This is a genomic window from Hydrogenophaga sp. (assembly GCF_031426985.1).
Classification (GTDB): domain Bacteria; phylum Pseudomonadota; class Gammaproteobacteria; order Burkholderiales; family Burkholderiaceae_C; genus Hydrogenophaga.
This window is the reverse complement of sequence record NZ_JASJOY010000040.1, coordinates 45,428-57,332: the sequence shown is the minus strand read 5'-3', so window position 1 is coordinate 57,332 and position 11,905 is coordinate 45,428. Positions and strand designations below refer to the sequence as shown.

Genomic DNA, 11,905 nt, shown 5'->3' with positions numbered 1-11,905 from the left:
AGTTCACCCTGCCAACCGTAGAACGGTCGCAAATTCCGACGAGCCGAAGCACGGGTCGGTTCTGGCAAACATCCTCAACCCATTGGAGACACAGATGAAGAAGCTTTTGATTGCAGCCGCCATTTCCAGCACCCTGCTGGCCCCCATGGCCGCCCACGCCCAGAAGGTCGGTCTGGCCATGGCCCAGCTCGATACGTTTCTGACGATCCTGAAAAACGGCACATTGGACGCGGGCAAAAAGGCAGGTGCCACCGTGCAAGTGGAAGACGCTGGCAATGACGTGGGCAAACAGCTCAGCCAGATCCAGAACATGATTGCGCAGAAGTACGACGCCATCATCGTCAACCCGGTGGACACCGACGTGACACCCAAGATCACCAAGATGGTGACCGACGCCAAGATTCCCTTGGTCTATGTGAACCGCAAACCGGTGGATTTCGACAAGCTGCCCGCGGGTGTTGCCGTGGTGGCCTCTGACGAAAAAGTGTCTGGCACCGTGCAGACACAGGAGGTCTGCCGCCTGCTCAAAGGCAAAGGCTCGGTGTTGGTGCTGATGGGCGAACTGTCCAACGAAGCCGCCCGCACCCGCACCAAGGACATCGAAGACGTGGTGGCTACCAAAGCATGCAGCGGCATCAAGATCGCGGACAAGCGCGAAGGCAAGTGGGACCGTACCCAGGGCCAGGACATCATGACCAACTGGCTGTCCTCGGGTGTGAAGTTCGACGCCGTCATCGCCAACAACGACGAAATGGCCCTGGGCGCCATCAACGCGCTGAAGGCCGCCAAGAAGTGGTCCTCCTCCTCCCTCGTGGCTGGCATCGACGCCACGCCCGATGCGCTGGCTTCCATGAAGGGCGGCGATCTGAAAGTCACCGTGTTCCAGAATGCCGCCGGTCAGGGATCGGGTTCCATTGAGACCGCACTCAAGCTGATCAAAAAGCAACCCGTGGACCGTTTCGTGAACGTGCCGTTCGAACTTGTGACGCCGGCCAATTTGGCCAAGTACACAGGCAAGAACTGATCGTTTTGCCGCCCAGGGCAGCCCAATGGGCTGCCCTTTTCCCCTTTGTGTGACTGGAGACCCCTCTCATGACCGACAACGCCACCCTGGAGCGCCCCGCAGCGGCCGGCCAGGCCGGCCTCACCGCGCCGCTGCTCGAAATCCGGGGCATCCGCAAAGCCTTCCCCGGCGTGGTCGCCCTGGACAACGTGGGCTTCCAGTTGCGGGCCGGCACGGTGCATGCATTGATGGGCGAAAACGGCGCGGGCAAGTCCACGCTGATGAAGATCATTGCCGGCGTCTACACGCCGGACAAGGGCGAGATCCGCCTCAAGGGCCAGCCCGTCACGCTCAAGTCGCCGATCGATGCGCTGAGCCAGGGCATTGCCATGATCCACCAGGAACTCAACCTGATGCCGCACATGACGGTGGCGGAAAACGTCTGGATCACCCGCGAGCCCAAGAACCGTTTCGGCTTCGTCGACCACGCCGAGCTCCGGCGCCGCACCGAAGAGTTGTTCGCGCGACTGAACATCCAGATCGACCCGCTGGCCGAGATCCAGACCCTGTCAGTGGCCAGCCGCCAGATGGTGGAGATCGCCAAGGCCGTGTCCTGGAACTCCGACGTGCTGATCATGGATGAGCCCACCTCGGCCCTGACCGAAAAGGAAGTGGCCCACCTGTTCGCGATCATCCGCACGCTGCGCGAACAGGGCAAGGGCATCATCTACATCACCCACAAGATGAACGAGCTGTTCGAGATCGCCGACGAGTTTTCGGTGTTCCGCGACGGCCAATACATCGCCACCTGCGCATCGAGCGCGGTGACGCGCGACGACATCATCAAGATGATGGTGGGCCGCGAGATCACGCAGATGTTCCCCAAGCAGGAAGTGCCGATCGGCGAGGTCGTGCTGTCGGTCCGGAACCTCACCCTCAAGGGCGTTTTCGAGGACGTGTCCTTCGACATCCGCGCCGGCGAGATCCTGGGCCTGGCTGGCCTGGTGGGGTCGGGCCGCTCCAACGTGGCCGAGACCCTGTTCGGCGTGACGCCGGCCACCAGCGGCAGCATCCGCATCAAGGGCGAAGAAGTCCGCATCGACACCCCCGCCAAGGCCATGGGCCACGGCATGGCCTTCCTGACCGAAGACCGCAAGGACACCGGCTGCTTCCTGTGCCTGGACATCCAGACCAACGCCGAGATGGCGGTGCTCAACCAGCGCTATGTGAACAAGCTGGGCTTCGTGCAGAGCGCGCAGCTGACGAAAGACGCGATCGACATGGCCCGGCGCCTGCGCGTGAAGACGCCCGACATGCAGGAGGTGATCCAAAACCTCTCCGGCGGCAACCAGCAGAAGGTGCTGGTCGCGCGCTGGCTGCTGACCAACCCCAAGATCCTGATCCTGGACGAGCCCACGCGCGGCATCGACGTCGGCGCCAAGGCCGAGATCCACCGCCTCGTCTCAGAGCTGGCCGGTCAGGGCGTGGCCATCCTGATGATCTCGTCGGAAATGCCCGAGGTGCTGGGCATGAGCGACCGCGTCGCGGTGATGCACGAAGGCCACATCACCGGCATCCTCGACCGCAGCGAAGCCAACCAGGTCAGCGTGATGGACCTGGCCTCCAAGTGAACCGGACGGACACCCCATGAACACCCAAGTCGCAAAAACCGCCATGACACTGAACACATCCTCCAAGTTCAAGATGCCCCAGGAGGCGAGCATCTTCGCCGTGCTGGTCGGCATCTGCCTGCTCTTCGAAGTGCTGGGCTGGATCGTCAACGACCAGAGCTTCCTCTTCAACCTGGACCGCCTGCAGATCATCATCCTGCAGATGGCGGTGATCGGCATCATCGCCATCGGCGTCAACCTGGTGATCATCACCAGCGGCATCGACCTCTCATCCGGCTCAGTGGTCGCGGCATCGGCCGTGGTCGCGGCCAGCCTGGCGCAGGTGAGCGACTTCCCGCGCGCCGTGTTCCCGACGCTGGTGGACCTGCCCATCATCTGGCCCATCCTGGCGGGCGCACTCACCGGCCTGGTCATCGGTTGCATCAACGGCTCGCTGATTGCGTACACCGCGATCCCGCCCTTCATCGCCACGCTGGGCACCATGGTGGCCGCGCGCGGTTTTGCCAAGTGGTTCACCGGCGGCATGCCGGTGTCGATGCTGACCGACGACTTCGCCTGGATCGGCTCCGGCGCCAACCCGGTCTATCTGTTCCTGATCGTCGCGGCGATCTTCCACGTGGTGCTGCGCCACACGCGTTTTGGCAAGTTCACCTACGCCATCGGCGCCAACCGCCAGGCCGCCATCGTCTCGGGCATCAACGTCAACCGCCACCTGATCTGGATCTACACCATCGCAGGTCTGCTGGCGGGTATCGCCGGTACCGTGACCGCCGCCCGCGCCATCTCGGGCCAGTCCGGCATGGGCGTGATGTACGAGCTCGACGCCATCGCCGCGGTCGTGATCGGCGGCACCTCGCTGGTCGGCGGCAAGGGCCGCATCACCGGCACCGTGATCGGCGTGCTGATCCTGGGCGTGATGACCTCGGGTTTCACCTTCATCCGCATCGACGCCTACTACCAGGAGATGGTCAAGGGCGCGATCATCGTGGCCGCCGTGGTCGCGGACCAGTACCGCAACCGCAAGCGCCGCGCCTGAGTTTCATCGACGGTCCCTCCTCGGACTTTCAGCCACCTGCAGGGCGACCTCAGGTGGCTTTTTTGCAGCCGCCACCGAACAGCGCCACCCGACCATGAGCCATCTGCCAGACGCCCCTCCGACCCCCAACGACTGGAGCTTCTACAACGCGCTGCGCGAGCAGTGGACCCATGAGGACAACCTGATCAACCACCGGCTGATGTGGTTGATCCTCTCGCAAGGTCTGCTGTTCACCGCCTACGGCACGCTCAACGTCGACCAGCACCGCTGGCTGGTGAAGGGCTTTCCGTTGTTCGGCATGGCGGTGTCGGCGGTCATCGGCATCAGCATCTACGCCGCGCTCGATGCCTCACACGTCATCGAGCGCGCCTACCGGGCCGCCGGGCTGGACCGGCTGTGCCAGCTCACGCCGCACGGCGCCGGCAACCGCGGCAATTGGGCCGCCAAGGCCCTGCCCTTCGTCTTTGGCACCTTGTGGCTGCTGGCGGCCACAGGCTTCATCCAGCAGGCGTCGGTCTGAGCCCTCACATGTTGGCGGGCGTGCAGACCACAAACGGCAGTGCCGCCTGAAGTTTGGTGCCACCGGGCGGCGTGCGCACCGCCGACACCATGGCCTCACACAGGCGCACCGCCATCCAGTCATAAGGGTGTGACAGCAGCAGCGTGACACAGCCGTCGAGAACGGCCTGCCGCGTCACCTCGGTCAGGTCGTGGCAGACCACCACCAGATCAGGCCGCGCCGCCTCTCGCAGCGCCTCGATCACGCCTTCGACCCCGCCCCCGGCGACGTAGACGCCCACCAGGTCCGGGTGCAGGTGCAGCAACTCCTGCGTGGTGGCCCGCGCCAGGCCCACGTCTTCGAGGCTGACCAGCGATTCGAGCACCTGAAAGGCCGGCGCGCTCTCGCGCAGCCAGGAACGGAAGCTGACCTCGCATTGCTCCTGGCACAGGTAGCGGTGGCTGCCCAGGATCAGCCCCACTTTGCCGGGACGGCACAGGCGGGCCATGGTCCAGGCCGCGGTGTGGCCCACCTTGCGGTTGTCCACGCCCACATAGCCCGCCAGCGAGGGCGCCGTCAGGTCCGACACCAGGGCAAACACCGGCACGCCCTGCGCGCTCACCGACTCCACCGCCTGGGAGATCTGCGGGTGGTCGGCGGCCACCACGGCGACCGCGTCACAGGACTGCCCCAACTCGACGATGCCCTGGGCCACGCGGCGTGGCGTCAGGTCTTCCAGGTAGGACAACACCACCTTGGGCGACGGCGCTGACATGGCCTGGGCGGCGGCCTGCAGGGCGGCGCCCAGCGTCCGGTAGAAGGGCGAACGCGCGCTCTGCAACACAAATCCCAGCGTGGGCGCCCGCGTCTGCTCGCCGGCTCGGCGGCGGATCAGACCGGCGCGACGAAAGCCCAGCGCTTCGGCCGCGGCCAGCACGCGAAGCACCGTGTCTTCGCGCACCGGGGCACGCCGGTTGATGACCCGGTCCACCGTGGCCACGCCCACACCGGCTTGACGGGCCACATCGGCCATGGTCGGTTCGCTGCTTTTGTCTCTACCCATGATAGTTCTATCAGATCTTCAATGAAGCGGTGATGTGCCTGATAGCTGAATCGACCTCTGCATTGCATTTCACCTATGGGAAATCAACAATCCACGCCTGCTCCTGATGCAGCCGAGGCCCCATGCAAAAGGCAAACAGACTATCAGAGCAATGATAAATTGACAGCCACAGGAGACACGCCATGAAAATCGCCCTCGACCCGTACATGATCCGGCACCTGCCGCTGACCGAGCTGCCGTCGGCGGTGGCCGCGCTGGGCTACGACCAGATCGAACTCTCGCCCCGCTCGGACTTCCTGGACTGGTGGGTCATGCCCCGCGCCACCAAAGAGCGCATGGCCGGCTTCAAGGCCGCGATGCGTTCGGCCGGCGTCGGCCTGGCAACGCTGCAGCCCATGTACCGCTGGGCCAGCCCGTTCGAAGACGAGCGGACCTGGGCCGTGCGCTGCTGGAAGAAGGCGATCGAGGTCGCCGTGGAGATGGACTGCCAGCTGATGATCAGCGAGTTCGGCCGGGGTTCGTCACCCGAGCGCTCGGTCGGTGAGCGCCCCGGCGCCAACACCAAAGAAATGTGCGAAGCCGCCTGGTTCCGCAGCATGGACGAGCTGCTGCCGATCTTCGAGCGCGAAGGCCTCACCTTGTCGGTGGAGCCGCATCCCGAAGACTGGATCGAGCAGATGCAGCCGGCGGCCGACATCGTCAAGAACATCGGCTCCAAGGCGCTGAAGCTCAGCTATATCGCGCCGCACACCTTCTATTACGGCGACGACATGGCCGGGATGATCCGCGAAGCCGCGCCCGTGCTGGCCCACGTGCGCGTGGCCGACACCTTCAACCACAAGAAAAGCAGCCAGCTGCGCTACATCGTCAACCCGCCGGGCTCCACGCAGATCCGCGTGCACCAGCACCTGGACATGGGCCAGGGCGAGATCGACTGGGACCTGTTCTTCGGCACCCTGGCCGAGGTGAAGTTCGACGGCGTGCTGTCGTCCTGCGTGTTCGCCTGGGAAGACCGCGCCGACGAATCCAGCCGCTTCATGCGCGCCGAGATGCAGCGCCACCTCGACAAGCACGCGCAGCGCTGAGCACCTTTTTCATTCTTCTATTTTCACCACCCCACCCATGAGCATCCACATCATGAGCGCCCCCTGCTGCTGGGGCGTCGACGACGTCAAGAACCCGCACCTGCCGCACTGGACCAACGTGCTGAGCGAGGCCAGCCAGGCCGGCTACCAGGGCCTCGAACTCGGCCCCTACGGCTACATGCCGCTGGACATTGCCACCGTGTCGGCCGAGCTGGACAAGAACGGCCTGCGCATCGTGGCAGGCACCATCTTCGACGACCTGGTGGCGCCTGCCAACGGACAAAACCTGCTGCGCCAGACGCACGAGATCTGCGCGCTGATCCGCCAGTTGCCCAAGCTGCCCACCGAAGAAGGCCAGCGCTTTGCCGCGCCCTACCTGGTGGTGATGGATTGGGGTCACGACGAACGGGACTACGCCGCTGGCCACAGCGACCGGGCACCGCGCCTGTCGCCAGAACAATGGCAGACGATGGTCGGCCACATCCGCGCCATCGCCGAACTGTCGTGGAACACCTACGGCATCCGCACCGTGATCCACCCCCACGCGGGTGGCTACATCGAGTTTGCTGACGAGATCGACCAGATCATGGCCGACATCCCGCACGAGGTGGCCGGCCTGTGCATCGACACCGGCCACAGCTACTACGCCGGCATGGACCCCTCCACCTGGCTGCGCAGGTACGCGCACCGCATCGACTATGTGCACTTCAAGGACATTGACCGCGCGGCGTTCGACGCGGTGCTGGCCAAACGCATCCGCTTCTTCGAAGCCTGCGCCGAGGGCGTGATGTGCCCGATCGGCCAGGGCTCTCTGGACTACGACGGTATCCGCCAGGCGCTGGCCGACATCGGCTACCAGGGCTACATCACGGTCGAGCAGGAACGCGATCCGCGCAACAAGGGCTCGGTCATGAACGACGTCAAGGCCAGCCGCGACTTTCTCAAAAGCGTCGGTTTTCACTGAACACACACGGAGCACACACACCATGATCAACGGAGAAAACCTCGTTCCTGCATCCATCCCCTGGGGCATGGTCGGCGGCGGGCGCCAGAGCCAGATCGGCTACATCCACCGCTCGGCAGCGCTGCGCGACGGCGTGTTCAAGCTGGTGGCCGGCGCCTTCGACATCGACGCCCAGCGCGGCCGCGATTTCGGCACCGGCATCGGCGTGGACGCCGAGCGATGCTATGCAGACTACAAGGCCATGTTCGCAGCCGAAGCCCATCGCCCGGACGGCATCCGAGCCGTGTCCATCGCCACCCCCAACGGCACGCACTTCGCCATCAGCAAAGCCGCGCTCGAAGCCGGCCTGCACGTGGTGTGCGAGAAGCCCCTGTGCTTCACCACGGCCGAAGCCGAAGAGCTGCGGGCCCTGGCAACCGCCAAAAAGAAAGTCGTCGGCGTGACCTACGGCTACGCCGGCCACCAGCTGATCGAGCAGGCGCGCGAGATGATCGCGGCCGGCGAACTGGGCGAGATCCGCATCGTGCAGATGCAGTTCGCGCACGGCTTCCACAACGAAGCGGTGGAAGCCGCCAACCCGGCGACCAAGTGGCGCGTGGACCCAAAGATGGCCGGTCCCAGCTATGTGCTGGGCGACATCGGCACGCACCCGCTGTACCTGAGCGAGGTGATGCTGCCGCAGCTGAAGATCAAGCGCCTGATGTGCTCGCGCCAGAGTTTCGTGAAGAGCCGCGCGCCGCTGGAAGACAACGCCTTCACGATCATGGAGTACGACACCGGCGCCGTGGGCTATGTGTGGTCGTGTGCGGTGAACGCAGGCTCCATGCACGGCCAGAAGGTGCGCGTGATCGGCAGCAAGGCCAGTATCGAGTGGTGGGACGAACGCCCCAACCAGATGACGTTCGAAGTGCAGGGCAAGCCCCTGCAGGTGCTGGAGCGCGGCATGGGCTATCTGCACCCGAACGCCCTGGCCGACGACCGCATTGGTGGTGGCCACCCCGAGGGCCTGTTCGAAGCCTGGTCCAACCTGTATGTGCGCTACGCACAGGCCATGGTGGCAAGCGACCGGGGAGAAGCCATCGATGTCCACTACCCCGGCATCGAAGCCGGCATCGAAGGCGTGCGCTGGGTCGAAAGCTGCGTGCGTTCGGCCGATGCGGGCGCGACCTGGGTGGACTACATCTGAAACGCTTCAGATGTCCAGAAGGGCGCAGACGCCGAGCAGCGCCTGTGCCCTTCGAACCACTTGCCGACCGCTTTCAGGCGGCCACTTGTTCGCGCAGCCAGCCCATGCTGTCGGCCAGCGCGGCCTGCGGGTCGGCCAGTTCCTGCACCTCGGTGGCGAAGGGCTCGAAGCTGAACGGGCCGTTGTAGCCGGCGGCCAGCAGGGCGCGGATCTGCGCCACGTTGCCCAGGCGGTCTCGCTTGTCGACCAGCACGCGGTGGGCGTCGAGCATCTGGTCCACGGTCACGTCGGCATCGGCCACGCCGGAGATGTGCACCAGACCGGTCCACTCGGGGAAGAACTCGGTCTCACCCGCAAGGTGGTGATGGAAGGTGTCGTGCACCAGCTTGAACAGGCCTTCACCGCCGGCTTCCTGGATGGCGGCGATGGCGTCGGCCTTGCGGCGCAGCGACGAGACGGGGAAGCCCAGCGGCTCGACCAGGCCAGTGATGCCACGCGATTCGAGGATGGGCTTGATGGCCTTGAGCGCGGTCACCACGTCGGCGTGCGAGACCGGCGTGCCGTCGTTGAGCGGGCACATGACCAGGGCCTTGGCGCCGCTGGCGGCGGCGTAGTCGGCCAGGCGCTCGGTCTGGGCACGGCGGTCGTCGTTCCAGACGTTGAACGGGTACAGCGCGTTGATGGACAGCAGGTTCACACCGGCGGCTTCGGCCGCGGTCTTGACGAACGAACCCGGCAGGGTGCCGACCACGTTGGGCGTGTCGTTGCGGATCTCGACGTCGGTCACGCCCAGGGCGCGGGCCATGGCGAAGAACTGGGCGGGCGAGTGGCGCGGGGCCAGGATGTGGCTGAGGGAAAAGCGCATGGTGTTTTCTCTTGTATCGATGGATGGTGGGGATGTTCCGCCGCCGGGCCGCCCCAAGGCGGAACGCGCCCCCTTGGGGGGCAGCGACCCGCGCAGCGGCGGAGCGTGGGGGCTCAGGCGTACAGCGACGGGCGGGCGGGCAGCTCGATCGCAACCGCCTGGCCATTGCTCTCCTGCGCCTTGACGCAGGCGTCGGACGTGACCGCGGCGGCGTAGCCGTCCCAGGCGCTGGGGCCGGTGGCGCCGCCCTGCGAGGCGGCAGCGATGAAGTCGGCCAGCTCGACGTCGTAGGAGGCGACGAAGCGGTCTTTCCAGTCGGTCAGGATGGTGCTCTGGCGCTTGGCGCCCAGGCGCATGTCCACGGTCATGGGCTCGGGCAGTTTGGCCGTGCCGTCTTCACCGACCACCTCGCACTGGATGTCGTAGCCGTAGGCGCAGTTGACGAAGATCTCGACGTCGATCAGCACGCCCTTCTGGGTTTCGAGAACCACGACCTGCGGGTCGCGCAGCTTGCTGTGGCTGCGCGCGGCGTTGCGCGGGTAGAGCACGCGGGCCGAGACATAGTCGTCGTTCAGCAGCCAGCGGAACACGTCGATCTCGTGGATCATCGTGTCGTGGATGGCCATGGGCGTGACGTAGGCCTCGGGCACGGCCGGGTTGCGGTGGGCGGCGTGCACCAGGATCGGCGCGCCGGTGTGCTGTTCGACGGCCTGCTTGAGCGCGACGTAACCCGCGTCGTAGCGGCGCATGAAGCCGACCTGCACCAGGCGGCGGCCGAACTTCACTTCGGCCTCGACGATGCGGCGCGCGCCGTCGGCGGTGGTGGCCAGCGGCTTCTCGCAGAACACCGGCTTGCCGGCGGCGATGGCGGCCAGCACATAGGGCTCGTGGGTCGCGCCCCAGGACGTGACCAGCACCGCCTGCACTTCGGACGCGGCGATCAGGGCTTCGCCCGTCTCGTAGATCTTCGCGTTGGGCGCCAGGTCCTTGCGCACGGCTTCGGCGCTGGCGGCGTTCACGTCGGACAGGGCCACCACCTGGGCGCCCGAGAGGACTTGCTGGATGCGGCGGGTGTGGTCGCGGCCGATCATGCCGGTGCCGATGACGCCAATGTTCAAGGTCATGAGATTTCTCCGAAGGGGATGGAATTACTGGTTGGAAAACTTGTCGAGATGGCGCTGCATCTCGGTGCGCATGAAGCGGCTGGATTCGTCGGCGCGCTCTTCCCAGGCGAACACGCAGGACGACAGCACGCCGTTGAACTTCACCTCGGCCAGCGTCCGGAAGAAGACGTCCCAGTCGATCTCGCCCTGGCCCATGTCCAGGTGCTGGTGCACGCGGATCTGCGTAGAGCCCGGCGGGTTGACGATGTAGCGCAGCTGGCTGCTCTTCTTGTGGTTGAAGGTGTCGGCCACGCGCACATGGGCCAGCACCGGCGCGGCCTCTTTGATCATGGCGGCCATGTCGTCGCCGTAATAGAAGGTGTGCGGCGCGATGTAGGACAGCTTCAGGGCCTTGGAGCCAATGTTCTTGACGATGTCGGCCGCTGGCTGCATCTGCTCGATCCAGTCCTCGGGGTGCGGCTCGACGCTGAGCGTGAGACCTTCGCGCTCGAAGATGGGCAGCAGCTCGTCCATGCTGCGGAACCAGGCGGCCTCGCACATTTCTTTGGTGTTGGCGCCAGGGCGCTCACCGACCGAACGCTCGGGCGACGCACCGCGGCCGAACTCGGAAATCATCAGCTGGCAGTCCATTTCCACGGTCACTTCGATCGCCTTCTTCCAGCAGCGCACGGCCCAGGTCCGTTCGTCCTCGAACGGGCTGGCCCAGCGGTACATGGGCTGCAGCGTGGCCAGGCCGACGCCGGCGGCGCGCATCGCGGCCTTGAAGCCGGTCATGCGTTCCTTGGTGGCGCGGGGCATGACCCACCAGTCCAGAAAGTCCGAGCGGGGCGAGAGTTCGATCTGGTCGTAGCCCAGCGCGGCCACCGCGGCGGGCAGCTCGGTCAGCGGCAGGTGCCGGATCATGTACGGGTCGAGGGCAATCTTCATGGCTTGTCTCCTTGGCGTTCTGGTGCCACGCACAGGCTGCACGGCCAGCGCAATGTAGGTTTGCCCGGCGCCAACCGCGCCTGGATAATTGACGAAAAATCGTCAAATCATGGAAAACCCCAAGCGCCGCAAAAAGACCGCCCGTTTCACCGAAATTGCCCAGCTGGCGGGCGTGAGCGTGGCCACCGTGGACCGCGTGCTCAACGAGCGCGACACGGCCTCGGTGAAGACACGGGAGAAGGTGGTGCAGGCGGCGCGGCAGCTGGGCATCCCGCGCGTGCTGCCGGACACGCAGCACGGCCTGGTCCACATCGACATCGTGTTGCCCGACAACCCCTCGCCGTTTTTCCGGCGCCTGAACCAGGCCATGCAGCGCGGCGTGGCGATGCTGGACAAGCGCCTGGTGGTGCACCGCGTCACCACGCCCGAAGAGGACGAGGCGGCCCTGGTGCGCGCCATCGGCCCGCGCCGCTACCTGCGCCAGGCGCTGATCGTCTCGGCGCCCGACACGCCGGCGGTGGG

General features: G+C 65.6%; 12 protein-coding genes. 8 read left to right on the top strand and 4 right to left on the bottom strand.

Annotated elements, in window-relative coordinates; genetic code table 11:
* Positions 1–94 precede the first annotated feature (94 nt).
* The 4 genes from RMP09_RS05300 (at position 95) to RMP09_RS05285 (ending at position 4,190) form a co-directional block, all read left to right on the top strand.
* A complete protein-coding gene (locus RMP09_RS05300) occupies positions 95–1,024 on the top strand; it encodes a sugar ABC transporter substrate-binding protein (RefSeq protein WP_310564961.1) in 930 nt (309 codons plus the stop codon).
* Between the two features lie 68 nt (positions 1,025–1,092).
* Positions 1,093–2,634 (top strand): sugar ABC transporter ATP-binding protein, encoded by a 1,542-nt coding sequence (locus RMP09_RS05295; RefSeq protein ID WP_310564960.1) that lies wholly within the window; start codon positions 1,093–1,095, stop codon positions 2,632–2,634.
* A 16-nt stretch (positions 2,635–2,650) separates the two neighbouring features.
* Positions 2,651–3,670, top strand: coding sequence for an ABC transporter permease (locus tag RMP09_RS05290; RefSeq protein ID WP_310564959.1), 1,020 nt, complete (start codon positions 2,651–2,653; stop codon positions 3,668–3,670).
* A 94-nt stretch (positions 3,671–3,764) separates the two neighbouring features.
* Entirely contained in the window at positions 3,765–4,190 is a 426-nt protein-coding gene (locus RMP09_RS05285; RefSeq protein ID WP_310564958.1) for a hypothetical protein, read from the top strand.
* A 4-nt stretch (positions 4,191–4,194) separates the two neighbouring features.
* Here the strand turns inward: RMP09_RS05285 and RMP09_RS05280 are convergent, their stop codons facing one another.
* On the bottom strand, positions 4,195–5,232 hold the full coding sequence (locus RMP09_RS05280) for a LacI family DNA-binding transcriptional regulator (protein WP_310564957.1): 1,038 nt from the start codon (positions 5,230–5,232) through the stop codon (positions 4,195–4,197).
* 182 nt (positions 5,233–5,414) lie between these two features.
* On the opposite strand from RMP09_RS05280, the gene RMP09_RS05275 reads away from it, so the two are divergent.
* Genes RMP09_RS05275 through RMP09_RS05265 form a run of 3 tightly spaced genes read left to right on the top strand, consistent with a single transcriptional unit; the run spans position 5,415 to position 8,467 of the window.
* A complete protein-coding gene (locus RMP09_RS05275) occupies positions 5,415–6,317 on the top strand; it encodes a sugar phosphate isomerase/epimerase (RefSeq protein WP_310564956.1) in 903 nt (300 codons plus the stop codon).
* 37 nt (positions 6,318–6,354) lie between these two features.
* Complete coding sequence (locus RMP09_RS05270; RefSeq protein ID WP_310564955.1) at positions 6,355–7,281, top strand: TIM barrel protein; 927 nt, start codon at positions 6,355–6,357, stop codon at positions 7,279–7,281.
* Positions 7,282–7,303: 22 nt separating this feature from the next.
* Positions 7,304–8,467: a Gfo/Idh/MocA family oxidoreductase gene (locus RMP09_RS05265; RefSeq protein WP_310564954.1), complete on the top strand. Its 1,164-nt coding sequence runs from the start codon at positions 7,304–7,306 to the stop codon at positions 8,465–8,467.
* A gap of 73 nt (positions 8,468–8,540) precedes the next feature.
* On the opposite strand, the gene RMP09_RS05260 is transcribed toward RMP09_RS05265, so the two are convergent.
* The 3 genes from RMP09_RS05260 to RMP09_RS05250 all read right to left on the bottom strand — a co-directional run bounded on the left by RMP09_RS05260 (position 8,541) and on the right by RMP09_RS05250 (position 11,383).
* Complete coding sequence (locus tag RMP09_RS05260; RefSeq protein ID WP_310564953.1) at positions 8,541–9,332, bottom strand: TIM barrel protein; 792 nt, start codon at positions 9,330–9,332, stop codon at positions 8,541–8,543.
* 113 nt (positions 9,333–9,445) lie between these two features.
* Positions 9,446–10,456, bottom strand: coding sequence for a Gfo/Idh/MocA family oxidoreductase (locus RMP09_RS05255; protein ID WP_310564952.1), 1,011 nt, complete (start codon positions 10,454–10,456; stop codon positions 9,446–9,448).
* A gap of 24 nt (positions 10,457–10,480) precedes the next feature.
* Entirely contained in the window at positions 10,481–11,383 is a 903-nt protein-coding gene (locus RMP09_RS05250; RefSeq protein WP_310564951.1) for a sugar phosphate isomerase/epimerase, read from the bottom strand.
* 109 nt (positions 11,384–11,492) lie between these two features.
* Here RMP09_RS05250 and RMP09_RS05245 point away from each other — a divergent pair.
* Positions 11,493–11,905: LacI family DNA-binding transcriptional regulator (locus tag RMP09_RS05245; RefSeq protein WP_310564950.1), on the top strand; the 413-nt coding region annotated here is incomplete at its 3' end.

What these genes read in the sequence shown, in the direction of transcription:
- RMP09_RS05300 (WP_310564961.1), top strand. Translation starts at nt 95, where the DNA reads ATGAAGAAGCTTTTGATTGCAGCCGCCATTTCCAGCACCCTGCTGGCC.
- RMP09_RS05295 (WP_310564960.1), top strand. Translation starts at nt 1,093, where the DNA reads ATGACCGACAACGCCACCCTGGAGCGCCCCGCAGCGGCCGGCCAGGCC.
- RMP09_RS05290 (WP_310564959.1), top strand. Translation starts at nt 2,651, where the DNA reads ATGAACACCCAAGTCGCAAAAACCGCCATGACACTGAACACATCCTCC.
- RMP09_RS05285 (WP_310564958.1), top strand. Translation starts at nt 3,765, where the DNA reads ATGAGCCATCTGCCAGACGCCCCTCCGACCCCCAACGACTGGAGCTTC.
- RMP09_RS05280 (WP_310564957.1), bottom strand. Translation starts at nt 5,232, where the DNA reads ATGGGTAGAGACAAAAGCAGCGAACCGACCATGGCCGATGTGGCCCGT.
- RMP09_RS05275 (WP_310564956.1), top strand. Translation starts at nt 5,415, where the DNA reads ATGAAAATCGCCCTCGACCCGTACATGATCCGGCACCTGCCGCTGACC.
- RMP09_RS05270 (WP_310564955.1), top strand. Translation starts at nt 6,355, where the DNA reads ATGAGCATCCACATCATGAGCGCCCCCTGCTGCTGGGGCGTCGACGAC.
- RMP09_RS05265 (WP_310564954.1), top strand. Translation starts at nt 7,304, where the DNA reads ATGATCAACGGAGAAAACCTCGTTCCTGCATCCATCCCCTGGGGCATG.
- RMP09_RS05260 (WP_310564953.1), bottom strand. Translation starts at nt 9,332, where the DNA reads ATGCGCTTTTCCCTCAGCCACATCCTGGCCCCGCGCCACTCGCCCGCC.
- RMP09_RS05255 (WP_310564952.1), bottom strand. Translation starts at nt 10,456, where the DNA reads ATGACCTTGAACATTGGCGTCATCGGCACCGGCATGATCGGCCGCGAC.
- RMP09_RS05250 (WP_310564951.1), bottom strand. Translation starts at nt 11,383, where the DNA reads ATGAAGATTGCCCTCGACCCGTACATGATCCGGCACCTGCCGCTGACC.